The sequence below is a fragment of the Leifsonia sp. McL0627 genome (assembly GCF_058244615.1).
Genome location: NZ_JBZCGM010000002.1, coordinates 259570 through 279546 on the forward strand (window position 1 = coordinate 259570; position 19977 = coordinate 279546).

Below are 19977 nucleotides of genomic sequence, written 5' to 3' on the forward strand. Positions count from 1 at the left end.
TCGACGAGCACCTGGCCTCGGCCGGGGATATCGGCCTGCAGCACCCGTTCCCGGCCCATGAGCTGCGCGAGCTCGCTCTCGTCGTTCAGATAGAGGCACAGCTTGGTCGAGATGTTGCTAACATGTTCACCCGGACCGCGCCGACACGGCTCGCGCTCATCACGAGGGTGACGCCGAGGGCCGCGCCTTCGCGCAGCACCTGCAACAGCAGGGAGTCGATCGTCTCTTTTCGCCGGTCGTTCGCGGTGAGATTGTCGTACCCGTCGAGCACGTTCACCACCATCGGCAGCTTGCGCCGTGTCTTCGCCTGGTACTGTTCCAGGTTCGCGACCCCGGCCTCCTTGAACAGCTGCTTACGGGTAGCCAGCAAGCCCGCGACCGACTCGAGCAGCTTGCCGAGCTTCTCGGCTTCTTCGAGCGTGACGATATCCGCCACGTGCGGCAGCCCCGCGAGCGGCAGCAGACCGTTGTTGCCGAAATCGATGAGATAGACGTGCAACTGCTCGGGGGTGCTGATCCTCGCAAGGTTCACCACCAGCGTCTGCAGCACGGTCGATTTGCCGTAGCCGGGACTGCCGAACAACGCGGTGTGCCCCGCCCGTGCAAGATCGAACTCGTAGGCCTCCTGCGCCTGCCTGGCTGGAATGTCGAGCATGCCCAGCGGAACGCTCAACCCGCCGCCGGGGCCCGGATCCGGCGTGGGGATGCTCACAGGCAGGTTCGGAAGCCACGGCTTATCAGGAGTCGACAACGAGTCATCGCCGTGGAAGAGCTGCGCGATGGTATCGATGACCGCGTCCAGCTGCGAGGGGAGATCACTCGTGTCCTTCCCCTGCTCGACGTCTTCGTCGGGATCGTAGAACAGCTCGTACTGGCCGACCTCGTTGATTCGGTAAATGCGCTCATCGACCCGCTCGGTCACCACCGCATCAGGGTCATATGGAACACCGGCATATCCGCTCTGGAAGAGCTCGTAAACCTCGTTCTGCCCGACCTTCAGGTATCCGCGGCCCGGGTTGGTGATGTGAGCGGCATCGGTCGTCTTCAGCAACTCGTTCGAGTCCTGCTCGCCGGCCATCTTCAACGCGATCTTCGACGTCGAGTTCGCCTCGATCTGATCGTTCACCACACCGCTTGGCTTCTGCGTCGCAAGGATCAGGTGCACGCCGAGACTTCGGCCGATACGCGCCACCGAGGTGAGTTCGTCGAGGAACTCCGGCACATTCGCTTTCAGCTCCGCGAACTCGTCGGAAACGAGCACCAGGTGCGGCAACGGTTTCGTGGGGTAGGTGACGTCGGGCTTCGGATCGTGGCGCTGCTTGTACAGAGTCATGTACGCGTTGATGCTGTTCACGCCGTAGACGGCGAACTCGCGCTGTCGCTTGTTGAGCTCCGCCTTGATGCTGGCGAGCGCGCGCGCCGTGCCGGCACCATCGAGGTTCGTGATGGCACCCATGAAGTGCGGCAACCGGTCGAGCGTGTTCGCGATACCGCCGCCCTTCCAGTCGATGATGAGAAGCCCGATGTCTTCAGGAGAGAAGTTGATCGCGAGACCGATCAGGTAGGTGGTCAGGAACTCCGACTTCCCCGAGCCTGTCGTTCCGCCGACCAGGGCGTGGGGGCCGTGCGCGCGCTCGTGCAGATCCCAGTGCACATGGTCGGATTTGCCGCGCCAGCCGATCAGCGAAGCGATCGATTTGTTCGGCTCGGCCCGAGCCCACCGGCCGGCGATCTGCAAGTCGTCGACGGTGGTCACTTCATACTGCTCAAGCAGGCTGAGCGCCTCTGGCACCGCGTTCTTCTCGACTTCGAGATGGTTCAGGTTCGCCAATTTCCGAAGCGAACGTTCAAGGTCGTCCGGCAGCGGATACGGCGCGAATGGTGTCGCAACGTAGACGTCGTCGTTCGTGACGAGTTCGCCTTGCACCTGGTGCGGCGCCTGGATGAGCGCGGTCACCGTCTCCGGAAGCAGCTTCGCGTCTTCGCTGCACCAGATCACCGTCACCCCGAGGTGGCTCATGTCCTCGGCGAGGAGTTCGTTGATCCCGTGACCCGCGAGAAGCCGATCGTCGGAGATCGTGAAGACATAGTGCGGCGCGAACTGCGGCTTCTGCGTGCCGGCATCCTTCACGAGCTGCTGACGCTTCTGGAGGAGCTGGTAGAAGCTGTTCAACGCGACGTCACGCAGCTTCTCCGTATGGATCAGGCCGCGCATGTTGAGCTCGTGCACCTTGAAATGCGGCAGCATCCTCCACGTGTTCCACGTCGTCGCGTATGCGTCGCGGGAGAGCAGACTGACGAAGTTCACGTCGCGATACGAGTGAAGGAACGCGGTTTGAAACAGGAGCGACTGGAGGTAGTCGGAGACGACATCGGGCGGCCCGACCAGCCCGATCGTCTGGCCGGAGACACTGATCGGCGTCGGGACAGCACGTTGCGTCTGGAACCCTGCTGCGAGGTCCGACACGTGCTGTCCCTGCACGCTGGCATCCTTCTCCGTCACGTCCGAGGACACTTTCAGCGCGGAAGGGCGATCCGACAACCCCAGGGAGACACTGAGAAAGTCCTTGTTGAACCGCTGGCGCTCGTAGATTCTCGGGTCATACCGCTCAACCATTTCGGCGAGCTCCTGCGGATCCGGCTGTTGATACAGCAGCACCTCGCGCTCAGCGTCGTACGCGCGCGAAACGCTGGCGACCGTCCTCACCAGATACCGCGCATAGTCCTCCTCGACCTTCAACGTCGCGGCTTTGGCTTCCGTCTTCTCCGTGACGTACTGCGACACCGTGAACGAAGCCGTCAGCACGCTCGCGAGCCCCATGCTGATGAGCATCACCGGGTTGTTGCCCGCGATCATCGTGGTCATACCCATCGCCGCGAGCATCCCGAAGGGCGGCACCAGCATCCGCGCAATGCGGTTCTTCGGCTTGGCACCGGGCTTGTCCGGACCGTGCAGTGTGAACTCGGCGCTTTCGACTTCGAGATTCATCTTCGGGGAGCGTCGATAGTCCGGGAAGTCCGGAGGGAACTCGCTCACCGGGAGCTGGGTCAGCAGTTTCTCGTGATCGAACACAAGGCCGGAACCCAGCTGCGTGATCTTGAACTGCGTTGGGCGTTTCTCGAGCAGGAACTCTTCCGTCAGCACGACCAGCCCGGCAGCGATCTCGAAGGTCTGCCGGCCTCTGACCGCCGCGCCGTTCACATACACGAGCCGGTCCTGCGCGTCGACGATCAGTGATCCAGCACGCAGGATGAGCAGCGGCGAGCCCGCTGCTCTGATCCCGGCGTAAGGCGCATCGCCGATGACGAACTCCGCACCCTGGTCGATGGTGAAGAACTCGGTGCGAGCGCCGGAGGCGGAGACCACCAGACAGGTGAGATCACCCACCGTCTGCAGACCATCGCCGAGCCGTTCACCGTCCGCATACAGCGCGTCGTTGATCACGCTGAACTTGTGACCGTGATGATCGACGAAGGGGCGCTCTTCGGTGAGGGAGAGTTTGCTCGCCCCCTGGCCATCAAGCGCATAGACGAGATACCGCAGTTCGCTCGCGTCGAGTCGGGAGTCAAGGGCGACCTGCCGAGCTTCCTCACTCTGCTCCGTGTCGAAGACGCTCATCCCCGCGCCGCCTCGTCGCCCGTTCCCGCGAGCTTCGCCGTGAGTTCATCGATGGCTTTCGCGTACTCGTCGAGGAGTTTCTGCTTTTTATCCCCGGGCATCTGGGTATTGAGCTTGGTCGACTGGTACAGGTCGGTATAGGCCAGCAGCGTGAGCTGGTCGTCGCCGAGATTCTGCGCCAAATCGAGTGCGTGCTCGAACTCTCCACGGCCGATCGCGATCCAGTAGTTCAGAGTGACATCGTCGGATTTCTCAGAGACGTTGTTGAGAATCGCCTGCTTCTGCGACGCCGTGAGGTCATCCAGGTTGATGCTCGACACTGCCAATACGTATTTGGCGGACGCCGGCAGCGAAGCCGCCGAATAGCTTTCCAGCTCGCCGAGAGCCCCGGCGAAATCGCTCGCCAGGAATCGCGCCTGAGCGGCGACGACGGCGGTCTGGACACGATTCTGACTTTCGGCCTGCCAGGCGAACACTCCGGCGGCCAGGCCGGCAGCGACGCCCGCAACTCCCAGGACGCGATACCACGAATAGCGGCGCTTCGAGACGCTGACCTTGGTCGCAGCCGTTCGCGCCTTCTCGGCATTCAGCTGCACCTCGATGAACGCGAAGAGCTCGTCCGTCGTGGCCGCCTGCCGTACTGAGGTCGAGAACTGATCCCTCAGCCCCTTCGCCCCGTCGAGAATCTGTTCGAAGGCGAGCTTCGGGTGAAAGATCCGCAGCACCATCGCCTGGAGCGATCGCAGGAAAAGTGCCTCATCGAACACCATCGGCGCGAGCATGCCCTGCAGGCCGCAATGCACCACGCGCACCAGCTCGCCACCCAGATACACATTGTCGGGATGGATCACCGGAACTCTGAAACCGCCCCGATAGCTGACGCACGCCACGAGCTTCTGCGCCAGAGACAACCGGTCGAGCCGGGTCGCTGACCGGCTGACGGCCTCTCCGAAGCTGATGTCACCGTCGTTGAGCGGGTAGTCGATCGTGAGACCGGTTTCGGCTTCACGCGCGTCGGCGTAGCGAAGTATCACGTCGAGGCATGCCCCGTCGTAGCCGTTCTTGGACACGTCCACACGGAGGACGCCACTGCTGGCGTCAAGCTCGAGGACCGTGCCGTCTATTTCAATGCGCATTGCTCAACTCTTCGTCGTTATCTGCAGGCGGTCGCCATTGGCGATTCCGAACGATGCGATGACGTCATACCCGCTGACGATGAGCGCCTTGCCGTCGAGCACCAAGGAGAAACCGTCCGGCAACACCATGCCCTTCGCAGCGAACGCTTCCCCGATCAGTCGCTGCAGCCGGTCGAACGTGACCTCGCCAGGCACGAGGAGATCAATCTGCTTGCCCAGAAATTCGAGGGTGATCTCGATCACGCTGACACTCGCCTTCTTCTCGCCCAGAATCGCCCAAGCAACACGCCACCCGTCAGCACGAGGGGGATACCGACCACCAGCGCCAGCAGGGCGAGAACCGGAGACTCTTCGCGGGGTTCGCGCGTCTCGGAGATCACCGTTGAGGAGTACCCATCGAACAGCGCAGCTCTCACCACCTGATACTCATCGGCTACCGCGGACGGCTCGAAGGTCAGGGCGCCCGCGACATCCAGCCTCTCCGCGCTGGCCTCTCGGTGCTCGAGAGCACGGGCAGAGAGATCCTCTAAGAAGAGCCTGCCGCGAATAGCGAAATCGCCAGCGGCACCACTGCCGACCGATTCGTTGACCAGGACGTTGGCATTCAGATCCAAACGCCCGGCATCGTTGTCGTCAGTGGTGCCGGTAGCGAGCGAAGCGGCGGGCGCACCAATGGTCACAGCCACCGCAAGCGTGCACGAGACAGCACCGCCTATGAATAGGCGCGACCACAGTCGCATATCGTCTATTTCGTTCGAAAAGGGATCAGAAGCCGAAGCTCTGCGCATCCTGAGCGTCACGCTCGGCGATGGTGTCGGCGTACTTGTTCAGCTGCTCGTTGATGCTCACCAGCAGCTCTTCAAACTTCTTCACGCTCTCGTGCAGCTGGTTGTACTGCTCGAGATACGCCTGAAACGCCTGGCCCTTCCACTCCTCGGCGATCGTCGAGTTCATCTGGTTCACCTTCTGGATCGCCTGCTCGATCTCTTCCTTCGAGCGCGTGTAGACCTGAGCCTGCTGCTTCAGTTCTTCCGGTGTAACGCTGATCTGCCCCATGTGAAGCCTCCCCTTAGTTGAAATTCTACTCTTGATGCAAGAAATACAGTACTCTGTACGGTACATGTTGCAGGGATTAACTTATAGGCGTCCTGCGTGCAGGTCAAATCGGGCCGCCGGTCTGACGGTGCCAGGCGGTATGGTGACCGCGTGAGCGACACCCTGCGCATCCTGCACCTGAGCGACACCCACCTGTACGGCGACGGCCGCCTGCACTACGGGCTGGTCGACACGCTGGCCGCGCTCGACCGGGTGCTGGCCCGGGCGGCGACGCTCGAATCCATCGACGTCGTCGTCGCGTCCGGCGATCTGTCGGACGACGGCAGCGCCGAGTCGTACCGGCTGCTCGCCGGCCGGCTCGAACCGTGGGCGTCCGAACGCGACGCGCGCGTGGTCTACGCGATGGGCAACCACGACATCGCCGCCGGGTTCGAGCAGGTGCTCGGCGCCCGTGAGACGGTCACAACGGTGGACGGCTTCCGCATCGTGAGCGTCGACACGGTCGTGCCGCGCGCCGGGTACGGGCGGATCGACGCCGCGCAGTTCTCGCGGTTGCGGGACACGCTCGCCGAGCCGTCGGAGCACGGAACGGTCCTCGTCATGCACCACCCGCGTGCCCCGCCGACCACCGGGCTGTTCGAGACGCTGCGCCTGGTCGATCCGGAGGCGGTCATCGACCTCTGCACCGCCGCCGACGTGCGCCTCGTGCTCGCCGGGCACTATCACCACTCGCTTGTCACCGAGCTGGGGCCGCAGCGCATCCCGGTCGTGGTGGCGCCCGCCGTGGCCAACACCACAGACGTGCTGTGGACCCCCGAGCGCGAGCGAGCCGTGCGCGGCTCCGGCTTCGCCGTCGTCCAGATTCCTGTGGCCGGGCCTGTCCGCGCCCACATGGTGTCCGCCCCCGCGCCGGACGACGGCCAGACCGTCTACGACCTCGACCCCGCCGACATCCGCCGCATCGCCGGCACGTCGGGATGGGCGGCCCGCCCGTGAGCCCGGCGCCCGTTGCCGGATACTCCGGAACGCCGCTCTGGAAGAAGCTCGGCCTCAAGCCCGGGATGCGCGCCCAGGTCCTTCACGCCGACGACGGCTGGCGCATCCCGCTCGACGGCCCGCTGGACGACGGCCAGGACGGCATCGTCTGGCTAGCACCCGACGACGACGGCCCGGCCGGACTCGTGCTCGCGTTCTACCGCCACGCCACCGGCTATCTTGCCGAACTCGACGGCATCGGAGAGCGCATCCGCCCGGACGGGATGCTCTGGGCGGCCTGGCCGCGCAAGGCGGCTGGTCACGTCAGCGACCTCGATGAGAACCTGATCCGCGACGCGGCGCTCGACCGCGGTCTGGTGGACGTGAAAGTCGCCGCAATAGACACGGACTGGTCGGGGCTGAAGATCGTCTGGCGGCGCGAGAACCGCTGAGCAGACTCAGTCTGCGAACGACACGTGCTGCAGCACCCAGGCGTGCATCGCCACGGCTGCGGCCGCCGACGCGTTGATCGACCTGGTCGACCCGAACTGCGAGATCTCCACCACCGCGTCCGCCGCGTCGAGCGCCTCCGGAGACAGGCCCGGCCCCTCCTGACCGAACAGCAGCACGCACTCGCGCGGGAACGCGAACGTCTCGATGACGACAGACCCTGGAACGTTGTCGATCGCGATGATCGGAAGGCCCTCATCCTGAGCCCAGGCGACGAACGCTGCGACGTCCTCGTGGTGCGAGACGTGCTGGTAGCGGTCGGTGACCATCGCGCCGCGCTTGTTCCAGCGGCGGCGGCCGATGATGTGGACCGTGTCGGCGGCGAACGCGTTGGCGCTGCGCACGATCGACCCGATGTTCATGTCGTGCTGCCAGTTCTCGATGGCGACATGGAACGGGTGCCGGTGCTCGTCGAGGTCGGCGACGATGGCGTCCATCCGCCAGTACCGATAACGGTCGATGACGTTGCGGGTGTCGCCGTGCTGCAGCAACTCAGGATCGTAGTGCGCGTCCTCCGGCAACTCGCCTTCCCACGGCCCGACTCCGTTCGTCGTCCACTCCGCCGTCCCGGCCTGCTCCGCTTTCGCTTCCGGCTCCGCCGTCGTTCCGCTCTCCTCCACCCCCCAACCGTATCCTGCGCACCGACGCCATCGAGCCCCGGCTTTCTCCCGCTCAACTCGCGAATTGCAGGGAAAAAGCCTGGGCTCGATCGTGGGGGTCGGATGCGGCGAATAAGCTGGGCACGTCGAAAGGGGATTGCGTGGCGCGACGCGACGAGATCGAATGCTGGCTCACCGACATGGACGGCGTTCTCGTGCACGAGAACCACGCCCTGCCGGGGGCGTCCCAGCTCATCCAGCAGTGGCGGGATGACGGCACGCCGTTCCTGGTGCTCACCAACAACTCCATCTTCACGCCGCGCGACCTCGCGGCCCGGCTCCGCGCATCCGGTCTGGATGTTCCGGAGGAGTCGATCTGGACGTCGGCGCTCGCCACGGCCGACTTCCTCAAGTCGCAGATCCCCGGCGGAAGCGCGTACGTCATCGGCGAGGCCGGCATCACGACCGCCCTGCATGAGGCCGGCTTCATCATGACCGACACCAACCCGGACTATGTGGTCGTCGGCGAGACCCGCTCATACTCGTTCGACGCCATCACCAAGGCCATCCGCCTCATCGGCAAGGGCGCGCGGTTCATCGCGACCAACCCGGATGCGACGGGCCCGAGCGCCGACGGCCCGCTGCCCGCAACGGGCGCGGTCACCGCCATGATCACCAAAGCGACCGGCATGGAACCGTATGTGGTCGGCAAGCCCAACCCGATGATGTTCCGCTCGGCCATGAACCGCATCGGCGCCCACTCGGAGAACACCGCCATGATCGGCGACCGAATGGACACCGATATCGTCGCCGGCATCGAGGCGGGACTGCACACGATCCTGGTGCTCACCGGCATCAGCGACCAGAGCGAGATCGACCGCTACCCGTTCCGGCCGGACGAGATCCTGAACGGCGTGAGCGAACTGGTCGCGAAAGAGCCGCACGAGACCGACCTCTGAGTCGCTTCGCACGGTTCGTCCGGGGGCGTCGCTTCGCGCGTTCGTCCCTGGCCGCCGCGTCGGCGGGTCCGTTTGTGGTTGCTACGCCGCCGGGCCCGGGCCTGCCACCGACGAAGTCAGCGGCTCGCCGCCCGCCCGGTTGGCGAAGCAGTAGTACGAACGCTGGCCGTCCTTCCACTGCTGCTCCGTGGCGGGGAAGGTGCCCTGCAACTGCAGGTTCGGATACGCAGCGGCGGCAGCCAGATCGACGATCCCCGGCCGGGTGCACAGCGCGTTGATCTGCCCTGCGAGCGCGTCCGCTCCCGGATACGGCGCGTTGATGTCGGCCGAGAACAGGTTCGTGTAGACCAGCTGCGCGGCGTGCGGAGAAGCGCAGTCGACGACGGCGAACGTCTCGGCCCATGGCGACGTGTACGGCTGGATGCACTCCCCGCCGCCGAGCGTGTTCCACGCGTGCGTCCCCGCCGCGACCGGGCCGGCCGGTTTGGCCTGGACGGTCGGCGTCGGAGTGGGGGTGGGGGTCGCTGACGGCTTCGCACTCGCGGACGACGTGGCGGAAGGCTGAGCCGCCCCGAAGATCGGGGAGATGCGGGTGCCGAGCGCGAAAAGGCCGATCAGCACGAGGAGAAGGGCGAGTCCGCCCGCGGCCCAATACAAGATGCGGTTCGTGCGGTGCGACCCGCCGCCACCCGGACCGCTGGGCGGAGTGGCGGGACCGGCCGGCGGCGCGGTCGGCGTGGTCGGGGTGGCCGGCGGTGCAGCGAAGAGCGCTGCGGCGTGGGAGGCGGGTTGCGCGGCTGTGGGAGCAGTCGCGGTGGCTGACGCCGGCGCCACGGGGGACGCAGGCGCGACAGGCGGCGTCAGCGCGATCGTCTCCGCTGTCGCCGGGGTTGCGAGTTCGGCGAACAAGATGGTCGTGGCCGAGGGCTCAGAGTCGGTGTCGCCGGGCTGGTCGGCGTCGTCGGACCGGTCAGGCTGGTCGGCGTCGCCGCTTTCGGAGAGCGTCCACACCGTCTGGGTCGTCGCGTCGTCCGCGGAGGTGGACGATGGAGCGCCATCGTCCGCTGCCAGGGTCGACCCGGTGAACGGCGTCGGCTCGCTCGCCTCTCCGATGCTTTCGGCGTCGAGCGGCTGCGTGGCGGGCGACGGCAGCGCCCCGAGAAGGAAGGTCGCCTCCTCGATCGGCGGCACTGTCGCGGGAGGCGGGACAGCAGGGAGGGAGCCAGTCGGCGCTTCGGCGCTTTCGGCATCCGGGTCCGGGTCGCCTGTCCGTGCGCGCAGCAACGCGGCGATCTCGGCGGTGTCGAGTTTGGTCGTCGGAACGTCGGCCGAACTGGGCTCCGACGCGGTCCCGGGCTCGAACAGAGCAGACGCATCCGGTGGGGGAAGCTCCGGCGGTGCAGGAAGCACCGGCGGCGTGAGGGCACCCGGCAGGATGGGGATGATCCCCGTTGTGTCCCCGATCACCGAGCGACTGGTGGAGGCCGGCTCCTCGGTGTCGTCGTCGCCGAAGAACCCGAGCAGCGCGGCGAGTCCGTGACTCTCGTCCTCGGTGCCGGCTGCGAGGGGTTCCTGATCCGTCTCGGCCGGTTCCTGGGCGACCGGCGGTGTCACCGTCGCCGGAGTGGCGGTCGACTCGCTCTGCGCAGGCACAGGCGCAGCGGCGACGGGCGTCGTGAACAGTGGCGGCTCCGGCTCGCTGGGGGCGACGTCGGCGGCCGGTTCGGTGTCGATGTTCCAGACAGGAGGCTGCGGCAGACGCAGAGCCTCGAAGAAGCTCGGCGGCTCGAACGAGGTGGTGTCCGGCGGCGTTGGTTCGCGGGGGTCCTCCACCGGCAGCGGCGCTTCGGGCGCCGGCCCGCTGATCGCCTCGGCGGCCGCCTCCGTGGTGGCAGGCGTGGCGGGTTCGGCGACAGCCGGTTCGCCCGTTTGCGACGAAGTCGACTCGTACGAATCGAACGACGGAACGGGGATCACTGGAGGAACGACAGCAGCAACAGGAGAAGCACCCACCGGCTCGACCGGCTCCACGGGAGCCACCGGTTCCGGCGCGGGCGCCGGTTCCACGTGCTCGGCGCTCGTGTCGTCCAGATGCCAAACCGTGCCAGAGGCGGACTCGATCGGTGCATCGACGAGAGGGTCGGTGCCGACTCCGGGAGTGAGGTTCCAGCTGAAGCCCTGCTGGGCCTCCGCCGACTCCGCCGGGGCGGCGGCCTGCTCCTCGGGCTCGAACGCCGCCGTCGACTCGGCCTGGGTCGTGTTGGCCGTGGGGTGGAGGAAGAGCTCGAAAGTGTCCTGGGTGTTCGCGACCTGTAGGCCGGGCTCATCGATGTCGTCGACGGGCGGCGTCTCCGGCACGAAAAGCGGCGTCTCCGGCACGACGGGCATCGCGACCGTGGGAGCGGGGTCGGCCGCGCCGTGATCGACAGGCGGGGGCGCATCCGGGGCGGCGTGCCTGGCACCGGTGTCGGGGTTCACCTGACCGGTCACACCCGCAGCGGGGGCCGCCTGCTCGGCCGCTCCCGCCTCCGGGATTTCGCCATCCGTCGGCTCGGCGGTCTCTGCCGTCGCCGCTTGCGGCTCTTGCGGCTCGGGAGCTGACGGGGCGACCCGCCGGCCGCCGGTGAGCTGGTGGAGAAGCCAGTCCGAACTGCCGAACTCGGGCTCCGGCACGTCGGGGCGCTCGTCGCCCTCGGCGTCGCCGTCGCCCGGGTGGCGTTCGTCCGTCACTACTCGAGCCCCAGGTCCTTCAGGCCGATCGCGGCGAAGTACGGGTAGCCGGCCGCCTCGATGACCTCGCGGGCTCCGGTGTCGCGGTCGACGACGACGGCGACGCCGACGACCTCCGCGCCCACCTTCGTGAGCGCCTCGATCGCCTTGAGCGGCGAGCCGCCCGTCGTGGAGGTGTCTTCGAGGACGATCACACGCTTGCCGGCGAGGTCGGGGCCTTCGACCTGCTTGCCGCGGCCGTGATCCTTCGGCTCCTTGCGGACGACGAAGGCATCGTAGGTGAGACCGCGCGCCGCACCCTGATGCAGGATCGCGGCGGCGACCGGGTCTGCACCCATCGTCATCCCGCCGACGGCCACAACGTCCGGAACCTCCGCGATGAGGTCGATCATCACCTGGCCGATGAGAGGTGCGACACGGTGGTCGAGGCTGACCTTGCGCAGGTCGACGTAGTATGTCGCCTTCTTGCCGCTCGTGAGCGTGAAGTCTCCGTGGAACACGGCTTCGGCCGAAATATAGTCGATGAGCTGCTGTCGTACGTCGGTCACGTCCCCGATTCTAGAGGGGAAGAGCGGGAAAACGCCTCCCCCACTGCCCGTCCGCCAGGCGAGCTGTCCACAGGACTCCGCCCGATCGTCGCTGTCGGCCCTGCCCGATACGATCGACCCATGCGTGTTGCGACCTGGAATGTGAACTCGATCCGCACCCGAGTGGGCCGTACCGTCGACTGGATGGTCCGCGAAGACGTGGATGTGCTGGCCATGCAAGAGATCAAGTGCAAGCCGGAACAGTTCCCCCTCCAGCAGTTCGAGGACGCCGGATACGAGGTCGTCCTGCACGGCCTCAACCAGTGGAACGGCGTCGCCATCGCGAGCCGTCTCCCGATCGAGGATGTCGAGATCGGCTTCCCGGACATGCCCGGCTTCTTGAAGGGTCACGAAGGCCCCGACCTGCCCAAAGAGGCCAGGGCCATCGGTGCGACCATCGGCGGCATCCGGGTGTGGAGCCTGTACGTGCCGAACGGCCGCGCGCTCGACGACCCGCACTTCCACTACAAGCTGGACTGGCTGGCCACCCTCGCCGCCGACACGCAACGCTGGCTCGCCGAGCAGCCCGACCTGCCGCTCGCGTTGATGGGCGACTGGAACGTGGCCCCGCTCGACTCCGATGTCGGCGATCCGAGCCTCATCCCCGGTGTCTCCACCCACATTTCTCCGCCGGAGCGCAGCGCGTTCACTGCGTTCGAGGCCATCGGACTCACCGACGTGGTCCGGCCGCTGGTGCCGGAGGGCTACACGTACTGGGACTACAAGCAGCTCCGGTTCCCCCGCAACGAGGGCATGCGGATCGACTTCATCCTCGGCTCCCGGCCCTTCGCCGACTTGGTCACGTCGGCGAGCATCCACCGCAACGAGCGCAAAGGCGAGGCGCCGAGCGACCATGTGCCCGTGCTCGTCGAGCTCGACCTCGGCGTCGAGCAGGACGACGACGATCGACCGATGATCTTCGGGTAGTCCGTGCTCTGGGAGCCGGAAGCCCGGTCTCAGCGCAGCGCGCGCAGGTAGCGGCGCCGGGCGATCCGCTGCGCGATCATCAGCAGCGGGTACAGCGCCTTCCAGGGCTGCTGCGGCGCACGCCGAGTCAGTGATCGCACCACGATGCGCACAGCGTCGCCGTGGCGCTCCACGATGAACGCCTCCTCCCCGGACACCGGATGCCCGGGGAGCGTGCGGTAGGCGAACCCGACCCGGTCGGCGTCGTCGACCACTCGGACGACCTCGACAGGCTCGGTGACCGTGATGCCGAGCACGGTGGCCGTGATGATCAGCCGCTCCCCCGGCGAAACGGGCGGGGGCGTCGCATCGCGTGGGGTGGACCCGACGAGGAATCCGCTCGCCGTCTTCACCCTCCAGCGGAGGAGGTCGGCGCTCGCCCGCAGCCACACCGCGTCGCCGACGCCGATTGCGGCGGACACTTCCGACCGCCGGTAGCGGGGGTCGCTGGGCGGCCAGAGCGCGATTTCGGGGGCCGTCGTCGGTGTCTGCTCTCCGTCGCCCACGCAACGAGCGTAGCAATCCGATACAGAAGCACCCATCCACAAAAGATCGACTCGTCATTGATATTGGTATTTTGAACCCTTTTAGTTCAGTATTTGAGAATGGCCAACAGCACCAATCCTCATACCTCCCCCGCGCGCACCGACCAGATCGGGTTGGGAATCCCGCACCTGAGGGCCGGGGAGACGATCACGCTCATCTCGTGGCGACGCACCAGACAAGGCTGGGCCTTCGACGTGCGCGGCGGCCAATACGTCGCGCACAATTCCAGCCAGTGGCTCCTGCAGATCGACGCGGACCGGATCGTGCTCCCGATCTCGGACTGGTCGCTGTTCAGTAGCTGAGGCCTACACTGAAATAAAGAATGCATTGCGTGACCATCAAATCAAGGCGACAATGTTCGTCTGAGGGCAGCGTGGCGATTCAACCGAGGAACCACGGCTCAACGTCTGCCCGCATCAAGGAGATCAGCATGAACAACGAGAATGCGCAGCCCCGCCGGCGTTCGAGCCGCAAGCGGGCATTCCTCGCCCTCGGCGCCGTCGTCGCGGTGGGTGCAGGCATCACCGCCGCCGCCTTCACCGACTTCGCCAACCTCAACCTCGGTGCCAACGGCATCGGCGCCGACCAATACAACATCCAGGTCGTCGACACCGATCCCGTCACCGGCACCCAGCTCCCCGGTGAGTGGCAAGAGGCCAACACGGTCGCCGGCGCTCCGATCGAGCTCGTCGGGGCGCAGACGCTCTATCCCGGAAGCGCACCGATCAGCGTCGACATCCCGGTTCGCAACGCGTCCACCTCGCTCGGCTCCACCCTGACGCTCTCCCTGGCGCAGCTTCCGGATGCCGGCGCCGACGTCACCGACCCGAACTACCTATCGAGCCTTCGGTTCTCGTACTCCCAGTCAGCGACCTCGGTCGACGGAACCGCCATCACGGGCACCGACCTGACTTACGCCCAGCTGAACGCGGTCGCCCTCAACGGTCTCGCCGCCGGCGAAGAGTCGAGCGTGACCATCACGGTGCGACTTCTCGACCAGGCGGAATCCGGTGCGGCGTTCGACGACAATTCGCTGAACGGCTCCAAGGCATTCATCCAGGCGCAGTTCAACGGCACCTCCGTCTGACTCGCCCCATGAACCTGTGCAGCATGTCGACGCGATCCACCGCGTTGCGTGCGTTCGCTTCGATCATCGGCGTCGGAGCTTTCGCTCTGATCAGCCTCACGGCCGCGAGCACGGTCGACTGGGGTCGGATGGCCGTCGCGATCGACGGCACAGAGAACACCTTCGACCTGCAGGCAACAGGCAGCGACGAGCCGGGCTGGATTCCGTCCGCCGCGTCGTGGGAGCAGGGTCGTCCCAGCCCGATCGTCGTCGTCCTCCGCGACGCGACGATCGGGCCGGGCACCTCGATCCACTCCCGCGTCGCCGTTCGGAACGCCAGCCCGCGACTCGGCGCACTCCTCGTCTTCCACGTGGTGCCTCCCACCACCCCCAACCCGCTCTTCGATCAGCTCCGATTCACCATCGCCGAATCCGGGCACGTCTACGCGAACAACGTGGACGCGTCCACGGCAGCGACCATCGAGCTGAGCGGGCCGACGCCGTCCGGGGCGTTCAGGACGCTCGACGTGACAATCTCCCTCCCCGCCGACTCCACGGACGAGCTCGAAGGCCTGAGGACGCCTGTGACCGTCCGATTCACCGGGGTGAGCGAATGACCAGACACGCCACGCGTGCACGCGCCGTCCATCGCATCCGTCCGGCCGTCGTGATCGGCGCGCTCCTCACCGCGGCGACCGTAGCGGCCATCGCCTCCGTCGGCGTCACCTCGGCAAGCTTCACCGACCAAGCGGCCAGCGCCCTCGGCACGAACGGAAGCGTCGGAGGGTCGTACGACATCGCGCAGCTCGCGCCGGACGACTCCGTCGTGCAGGGCGACCCGGATGCGCTGATCCTCGACACCTCCAATGCGGCAACAGTCGCCCTCGATGCGACGGCGACCGCGACCGTCGAGACTCGCGTCGTCACAACGACCGCCGCGACCGGTCCGGTGCACCTGTCTTTGTACAACGCCTTCCAGGGCATCCGGACGAGCGACCCCGGATTCCCCGGCCCCGGCATCGACCCGTACACGGTCGCGCTGTACACGGTCAGCGTCGACGGCACAGCCGTCTCCACCGCGCAGACCGCCGCGGACGTCAATGCCGCCGCCATCGTCATCGGCGGCTGGGCAGCGAACGTCCCCAAGACGATCACGGTCACGACACAGCTGCCGATGGCGGTCGGAAATGCCTACGTCTTCAACCGGTCGCTCGCACTCGGACTCCGCTTCGACGGAGCCACCTCGTGACCGGGCGCGCGATGGGCAGGCTTGCCGGTTTCGGCATCGCGGCCACGCTGGCCGTGAGCGGTGCACTCCTCCCCGCCGGTCAGGCGAACGCCGTGCCCACCTCCACCGTTCAGGTCGCCATGCCGGGACCCGGCCACTCGTCGTCCTGGTCGAGCAGCGTCGCGAACCCAGGGGGATCAGCGACGGATGCGTACCTCAGCGTGACAGCGCTTGGCGGCTCCGTCGATGCGTTCGGCGGCCTGCTGACGACGACCGTCTCCCTCTCCTCAGGCCGCATCGTCATCCCCGAGACACCGGTCGCAGACCTGCTGGACGGTGCGCCGGTGAACGTCGGCCCGATCGCGGCCGGGACTGCTCTCACCGTTCGTGGCACCGTCTCGCTGGCGCGGGAGGCGGGCGACGATCTCCAGGGCCTCGGCGCCACGATCGTGTTCCAGCTCAGCTCCATCGAGGCGCCATCGCCTCAGCCGCCGATCACTCTCCCCGGCACCGGATCGACCATCGCGACTGCAGTCATCGCCGTCGCCGTCGCCGCGATCGCCGGAGGCGGCATCCTGATCGCGGCCAGACGCAAGCGAAAGAAGCAGCAGTGAGCATCACCCGATCGCGCATCCTGGCAACCTCCCTCGGCGTCCTCACCGCCACCGGGCTGCTCGCCGCCTCGCTCGGAGCGGCCGCGCCGACGACCACCGCCGCATACACGGACACGTCGGCGGCAGAGACGTCGCAGACGGACTCGCCGCTCACCACGCAGTCGGCACGCATGTTCCCGACGCAGACCAGGATCGCCAACACGATCACCTGGCTCCAGAACGACGGCACGCTGTGGGTGTGGGGCTATCGCGGCAACGGGCTCTCCGGCTCCGGCGTCGTGGACGTCGCCAACGTCAACACCACACCGACCCCGGTGATCCTCCCGAACGACGGCTACGCCGCTCAGGGGCACCGTCACATCGTGAAGGTCGCCGGCACCAGTCTCGACGGCTACTACCCGACCGACGCCAACACCATCGGTCTCGCCGCGCTCTCCGACGACGGCCAGGTGTACACCTGGGGAGGCACCAACGCCCTCAACGTGATGGGGCGCCCGGCGACCCCGACTCCGTACACCCAGCCCGGACTGGTCTCCATCCCGGGCACCGTCGTCGATCTCACCTCTTCGGCCACCGTGTACATGGCGCTCACCGACACGGGGGACGTCTACACCTGGGGGTATCCGCAGGCCAGAGGGGTGACGGGACAGGGCGCAGCGTCGGCGTCATCTGCGACGCCGACGCTCATCATGTCCGGCGTGCACAGCATCGGGTCCGGCATGTGGAACGGCTGGGCCATCCGTGGCAATGCGTCCGACGGCGACACCACGACCGGGGTGTTCTGGTGGGGCTGGGCGAACGCCGGCTCCAACTACGCTTCCGATCCCTCCGGCGACGGAATCGGCACCAATCAGAATTCACCCACCCGCTCGACGGCTCTCTCCGCATACGCGACAAGTGGATGCGACACCGTGGGCGTCGTCATGGGCTCGGCAGACGATCGCTGTTCGATCCGCACCCTCAACGGCCACTACTACGGAAATCAGCTGGTGACATCGGACGGCCAGCTCGTGACCTGGGGAGCGAGCAGCCAATACGGCACCGGTCGCCCATACGCGAGCGCAGTGGAGTCGTCCACCCCGGCGGTCGTCCCTCTCCCGAACGGCGACACAGTCGCTTCCGTCGTCGTCACCGTCGACTACGTCCAGGTGCTCGGCACCTCGGGCACGGTGTACATCTACGGGCGATACTCGTTCGGCCGGGGGCCGGACCCGGCCACTGGCGCCGCCTCGACGGCCAACCTCGTCACCCCGACCGCGATCACCGCGTTCTCCGGGCAGGTCGCCGCCCTCGGGGGGTTCGGGTACTCCGGAACGGCGCTGACGGCCGACGGCACACTGACGGCCTGGGGCGGCGGGACACAGGGTGGCAACAACAACCTCTACAACTCGATCAGGGGGCAGTGGTATCCAACCCTGCCGGCGTCCAACGCCGTTCAGGGCATCATCCCGATGACTCCGCCGGGAGTGTGACATGCGCCTCAGAACAGCACTGCCCCTGACAACCGGCGTCGTCCTCGCGACCGCCCTCGCGCTCGCAGGAACAACAGTCACTGTCAGCGCCCTGACGGACAGGGCGTCGCTCAACCTCGGCCCGGCTGGAATCGGATCGAACGCGCCGTTCGGCATCCTGACGATCCACCCAGACGGCACCGTGCATCACACGGCCCCTGGTTCGGCCGCCGTCGTTCCGCTGACGGGAGACGACTCGTTCGTCCCCGGCCGGTCCATCTCCGTCGTCATCGGGGTCGCGAACAACTCACCGGGCATCGCCGCCGCGCTCACCCTGTCGGTCGTCCCCTCGGATGCCGCGGGCACCGGTCAGTCCGGCACAGCGCCGAACATCACCCCCTTCCTCCGGATAACGGCCATCGACACGGCCACCGGCCAGCCGGTGATCGGCGGCAGCGCGACCGATCCGTCGCAGGGCGTGGTGATCGCCGATGCGACGGCAGCGCTCGGTCGGCTGGGTGCTCGCGCAGCCGCGCCGCTGTCAGACGGAGACCAGTGGGTGGCGGGCGCAGCCGACAGCAGGCGCGACCTGACAGTGGTCCTCTATTACGTGGACACACCGGAGACCAGCGCATACAACGGCGGAGCCTCAGCGCTGGAGGTGGTGTTCGATGGCTCGACGGCACCGTAGGCGGACGCGCCCGAGGCAAACAGTGCTTGGCATGATCGGCTCGATCATGCTCACGGTGGCCGCGGTCGTCGGCGTCGTGGCCGTCGTCATCGTCGCCGGGAGCGCCCTCCTCGGCATCCGTCCTGTGGTGGTCATCTCCGGGTCGATGGTGCCTACGCTCCCCGTCGGTTCGATGGTGTTCGCGCACGAGGTTCCCGCGAGCACGGTTCAGGTCGGCGACATCGTGACCACCCAGCGACAGGACGGCGTGCCCGGTCTCATCACGCACAGGGTCGTGAACGTGGAGACCACCGGAGCGACGACGACGATCCGGTTGAAAGGCGACGCCAACACCACCGAGGATCCTCTTCCGTACACGACGACGCAGGCAGGGATGTACTTGTTCCACATCCCGTGGGTAGGCACTCTCGCACTGGCCGCGCGCACGCCGTTCGGGTTGACGGCGATCGGACTCTATGTTCTCGCGCTCATCGCGATCATGATCGTCGGAAGGCGACGCCCGGCCGCGAGCGAGGTGACGGAGTCCTGAACGCTACACGCGCCTGCGGGATTCTTTCAAGGCCAGCACGACGACGTCACTGCCGAACGCGCGGCGCAGTTTCGCCGTGACGACAAGAGCATCCGCTCCTTCGACCTCGACGACGAACCGGCGATGCTGGTCGGTCTCCACGACCGCTTCGAATCGCTGCATCAGAACGCCGCCCTGGTGAAGTGGGCCAGCCAGTCGGCGTAGGTGTGGTCTTCGCCGATCGGGCATTCGCACTCGAGGAAGATCTCTTCCCCGGTGACCGTGCTGATCGACTTCTCGAAATGTGCGGCGATCGCTTCGGGTTGGTCGGTGCGACCGGAATCAGTGCTGCTCATGCGTCGTCTCCATCGTTGGTGGTCGTGCCGGCCGGACGGCCCTTGCGGAACCGGCCGTCGTTCGGCGGGAACGGATCGCCTTCGTTGAACCGGGTCGCCAGGCTCTCCAGCTCACGTTCGATCGCCGCTTCGACGAGCGAGTTCATCGATGCGTAGCCGCCGAGGTGTCCTGCCGTGCTGAGCACGGCCGTCTCTGCGCACTTCTTCACTGCCACTCGCAGCCGGATCGTCATGGACGTGCGCAATGGTTCGATGAGCCCGCTCTCGTCGATCGTCATGTGTCTCCTGCCGTTTGAGGTCTGTTCGGTGGGTTAAGAGCGCGAAGGAGCTGCGGGATAACGCGGCGGCTCACCGAGGGATGCCACGTTCCGGGTCGCCAA

Annotated in this window: 24 protein-coding genes; 12 read left to right on the forward strand and 12 right to left on the reverse strand. The window is 66.7% G+C overall.

Going from position 1 to position 19977, the window contains the following annotated elements:
• Positions 1-85: 85 nt before the first annotated feature.
• The 5 genes from essC to AC37TH_RS01695 all read right to left on the reverse strand — a co-directional run bounded on the left by essC (position 86) and on the right by AC37TH_RS01695 (position 5811).
• A complete protein-coding gene (essC, locus tag AC37TH_RS01675; protein WP_490762619.1) occupies positions 86-3619 on the reverse strand; it encodes a type VII secretion protein EssC in 3534 nt (1177 codons plus the stop codon).
• A complete protein-coding gene (essB, locus tag AC37TH_RS01680) occupies positions 3616-4755 on the reverse strand; it encodes a type VII secretion protein EssB (RefSeq protein ID WP_490762620.1) in 1140 nt (379 codons plus the stop codon). Before essB ends, essC begins: the two co-directional genes overlap by 4 nt.
• A gap of 3 nt (positions 4756-4758) precedes the next feature.
• Complete coding sequence (locus AC37TH_RS01685; protein ID WP_490762621.1) at positions 4759-4998, reverse strand: EsaB/YukD family protein; 240 nt, start codon at positions 4996-4998, stop codon at positions 4759-4761.
• Positions 4995-5441 (reverse strand): hypothetical protein, encoded by a 447-nt coding sequence (locus tag AC37TH_RS01690; RefSeq protein WP_490762622.1) that lies wholly within the window; start codon positions 5439-5441, stop codon positions 4995-4997. The genes AC37TH_RS01685 and AC37TH_RS01690 overlap by 4 nt, the downstream gene beginning before the upstream one ends.
• A 79-nt stretch (positions 5442-5520) precedes the next feature.
• The gene (locus AC37TH_RS01695; RefSeq protein WP_490762623.1) at positions 5521-5811 is read right to left on the reverse strand and encodes a WXG100 family type VII secretion target; all 291 of its coding nucleotides are present in this window, start codon (positions 5809-5811) and stop codon (positions 5521-5523) included.
• A gap of 150 nt (positions 5812-5961) precedes the next feature.
• Between AC37TH_RS01695 and AC37TH_RS01700 the strand changes: the two genes are divergently transcribed.
• A complete protein-coding gene (locus tag AC37TH_RS01700) occupies positions 5962-6807 on the forward strand; it encodes a metallophosphoesterase (RefSeq protein ID WP_490762624.1) in 846 nt (281 codons plus the stop codon).
• A complete protein-coding gene (locus AC37TH_RS01705; RefSeq protein ID WP_490762625.1) occupies positions 6804-7238 on the forward strand; it encodes a DUF3052 family protein in 435 nt (144 codons plus the stop codon). Before AC37TH_RS01700 ends, AC37TH_RS01705 begins: the two co-directional genes overlap by 4 nt.
• A 6-nt stretch (positions 7239-7244) precedes the next feature.
• On the opposite strand, the gene AC37TH_RS01710 is transcribed toward AC37TH_RS01705, so the two are convergent.
• Positions 7245-7916, reverse strand: a complete 672-nt coding sequence (locus AC37TH_RS01710) for a TrmH family RNA methyltransferase (RefSeq protein ID WP_490762626.1) — start codon at positions 7914-7916, stop codon at positions 7245-7247.
• A 140-nt stretch (positions 7917-8056) separates the two neighbouring features.
• On the opposite strand from AC37TH_RS01710, the gene AC37TH_RS01715 reads away from it, so the two are divergent.
• Positions 8057-8854 carry an HAD-IIA family hydrolase gene (locus tag AC37TH_RS01715; RefSeq protein ID WP_490762627.1) on the forward strand — a complete coding sequence of 266 codons (798 nt, stop codon included), beginning with the start codon at positions 8057-8059 and terminating at the stop codon, positions 8852-8854.
• Positions 8855-8935: 81 nt separating this feature from the next.
• On the opposite strand, the gene AC37TH_RS01720 is transcribed toward AC37TH_RS01715, so the two are convergent.
• On the reverse strand, positions 8936-11584 hold the full coding sequence (locus tag AC37TH_RS01720) for a hypothetical protein (RefSeq protein ID WP_490762628.1): 2649 nt from the start codon (positions 11582-11584) through the stop codon (positions 8936-8938).
• On the reverse strand, positions 11584-12132 hold the full coding sequence (pyrE, locus tag AC37TH_RS01725) for an orotate phosphoribosyltransferase (RefSeq protein WP_490762629.1): 549 nt from the start codon (positions 12130-12132) through the stop codon (positions 11584-11586). The genes AC37TH_RS01720 and pyrE overlap by 1 nt, the downstream gene beginning before the upstream one ends.
• A gap of 120 nt (positions 12133-12252) precedes the next feature.
• Here pyrE and AC37TH_RS01730 point away from each other — a divergent pair, with 120 nt between their 5' ends.
• Positions 12253-13098 (forward strand): exodeoxyribonuclease III, encoded by an 846-nt coding sequence (locus tag AC37TH_RS01730; RefSeq protein ID WP_490762630.1) that lies wholly within the window; start codon positions 12253-12255, stop codon positions 13096-13098.
• Positions 13099-13127: 29 nt separating this feature from the next.
• Here AC37TH_RS01730 and AC37TH_RS01735 read toward each other — a convergent pair whose 3' ends face one another.
• Positions 13128-13643 (reverse strand): DUF1990 domain-containing protein, encoded by a 516-nt coding sequence (locus AC37TH_RS01735; protein ID WP_490762631.1) that lies wholly within the window; start codon positions 13641-13643, stop codon positions 13128-13130.
• Positions 13644-13742: 99 nt separating this feature from the next.
• On the opposite strand from AC37TH_RS01735, the gene AC37TH_RS01740 reads away from it, so the two are divergent.
• The 8 genes from AC37TH_RS01740 (at position 13743) to AC37TH_RS01775 (ending at position 19262) form a co-directional block, all read left to right on the forward strand.
• Positions 13743-13985 (forward strand): hypothetical protein, encoded by a 243-nt coding sequence (locus tag AC37TH_RS01740; protein WP_490762632.1) that lies wholly within the window; start codon positions 13743-13745, stop codon positions 13983-13985.
• Positions 13986-14113: 128 nt separating this feature from the next.
• The gene (locus AC37TH_RS01745; protein WP_490762633.1) at positions 14114-14770 is read left to right on the forward strand and encodes a hypothetical protein; all 657 of its coding nucleotides are present in this window, start codon (positions 14114-14116) and stop codon (positions 14768-14770) included.
• 23 nt (positions 14771-14793) lie between these two features.
• The gene (locus AC37TH_RS01750; protein ID WP_490762634.1) at positions 14794-15366 is read left to right on the forward strand and encodes a hypothetical protein; all 573 of its coding nucleotides are present in this window, start codon (positions 14794-14796) and stop codon (positions 15364-15366) included.
• Positions 15363-15998, forward strand: a complete 636-nt coding sequence (locus tag AC37TH_RS01755) for a hypothetical protein (RefSeq protein ID WP_490762635.1) — start codon at positions 15363-15365, stop codon at positions 15996-15998. The genes AC37TH_RS01750 and AC37TH_RS01755 overlap by 4 nt, the downstream gene beginning before the upstream one ends.
• On the forward strand, positions 15995-16591 hold the full coding sequence (locus AC37TH_RS01760; protein ID WP_490762636.1) for an LAVTG motif-containing sortase-dependent surface protein: 597 nt from the start codon (positions 15995-15997) through the stop codon (positions 16589-16591). The genes AC37TH_RS01755 and AC37TH_RS01760 overlap by 4 nt, the downstream gene beginning before the upstream one ends.
• Positions 16588-18063, forward strand: a complete 1476-nt coding sequence (locus AC37TH_RS01765) for an RCC1 domain-containing protein (RefSeq protein ID WP_490762637.1) — start codon at positions 16588-16590, stop codon at positions 18061-18063. Before AC37TH_RS01760 ends, AC37TH_RS01765 begins: the two co-directional genes overlap by 4 nt.
• A gap of 1 nt (position 18064) precedes the next feature.
• Positions 18065-18733: a hypothetical protein gene (locus AC37TH_RS01770; protein ID WP_490762638.1), complete on the forward strand. Its 669-nt coding sequence runs from the start codon at positions 18065-18067 to the stop codon at positions 18731-18733.
• 31 nt (positions 18734-18764) lie between these two features.
• The gene (locus AC37TH_RS01775; protein ID WP_490762639.1) at positions 18765-19262 is read left to right on the forward strand and encodes a signal peptidase I; all 498 of its coding nucleotides are present in this window, start codon (positions 18765-18767) and stop codon (positions 19260-19262) included.
• Between the two features lie 3 nt (positions 19263-19265).
• Here AC37TH_RS01775 and AC37TH_RS01780 read toward each other — a convergent pair whose 3' ends face one another.
• The 3 genes from AC37TH_RS01780 to AC37TH_RS01790 are packed head-to-tail and all read right to left on the reverse strand — an operon-like array spanning position 19266 to position 19875.
• Positions 19266-19424 carry a hypothetical protein gene (locus AC37TH_RS01780; protein ID WP_490762640.1) on the reverse strand — a complete coding sequence of 53 codons (159 nt, stop codon included), beginning with the start codon at positions 19422-19424 and terminating at the stop codon, positions 19266-19268.
• Positions 19424-19597 (reverse strand): hypothetical protein, encoded by a 174-nt coding sequence (locus AC37TH_RS01785; protein WP_490762641.1) that lies wholly within the window; start codon positions 19595-19597, stop codon positions 19424-19426. Before AC37TH_RS01785 ends, AC37TH_RS01780 begins: the two co-directional genes overlap by 1 nt.
• A complete protein-coding gene (locus AC37TH_RS01790; RefSeq protein ID WP_490762642.1) occupies positions 19594-19875 on the reverse strand; it encodes a ParB family protein in 282 nt (93 codons plus the stop codon). The genes AC37TH_RS01785 and AC37TH_RS01790 overlap by 4 nt, the downstream gene beginning before the upstream one ends.
• Positions 19876-19977 lie beyond the last annotated feature (102 nt).

Coding starts and splice junctions, on each gene's coding strand:
- AC37TH_RS01790 (WP_490762642.1), bottom strand. CDS start 19,875: ATGACGATCGACGAGAGCGGGCTCATCGAACCATTGCGCACGTCCATG.
- AC37TH_RS01770 (WP_490762638.1), top strand. CDS start 18,065: ATGCGCCTCAGAACAGCACTGCCCCTGACAACCGGCGTCGTCCTCGCG.
- essB (WP_490762620.1), bottom strand. CDS start 4,755: ATGCGCATTGAAATAGACGGCACGGTCCTCGAGCTTGACGCCAGCAGT.
- AC37TH_RS01785 (WP_490762641.1), bottom strand. CDS start 19,597: ATGAGCAGCACTGATTCCGGTCGCACCGACCAACCCGAAGCGATCGCC.
- AC37TH_RS01750 (WP_490762634.1), top strand. CDS start 14,794: ATGTCGACGCGATCCACCGCGTTGCGTGCGTTCGCTTCGATCATCGGC.
- AC37TH_RS01780 (WP_490762640.1), bottom strand. CDS start 19,424: ATGCAGCGATTCGAAGCGGTCGTGGAGACCGACCAGCATCGCCGGTTC.
- AC37TH_RS01695 (WP_490762623.1), bottom strand. CDS start 5,811: ATGGGGCAGATCAGCGTTACACCGGAAGAACTGAAGCAGCAGGCTCAG.
- AC37TH_RS01730 (WP_490762630.1), top strand. CDS start 12,253: ATGCGTGTTGCGACCTGGAATGTGAACTCGATCCGCACCCGAGTGGGC.
- AC37TH_RS01740 (WP_490762632.1), top strand. CDS start 13,743: ATGGCCAACAGCACCAATCCTCATACCTCCCCCGCGCGCACCGACCAG.
- AC37TH_RS01775 (WP_490762639.1), top strand. CDS start 18,765: ATGATCGGCTCGATCATGCTCACGGTGGCCGCGGTCGTCGGCGTCGTG.
- AC37TH_RS01755 (WP_490762635.1), top strand. CDS start 15,363: ATGACCAGACACGCCACGCGTGCACGCGCCGTCCATCGCATCCGTCCG.
- AC37TH_RS01745 (WP_490762633.1), top strand. CDS start 14,114: ATGAACAACGAGAATGCGCAGCCCCGCCGGCGTTCGAGCCGCAAGCGG.
- essC (WP_490762619.1), bottom strand. CDS start 3,619: ATGAGCGTCTTCGACACGGAGCAGAGTGAGGAAGCTCGGCAGGTCGCC.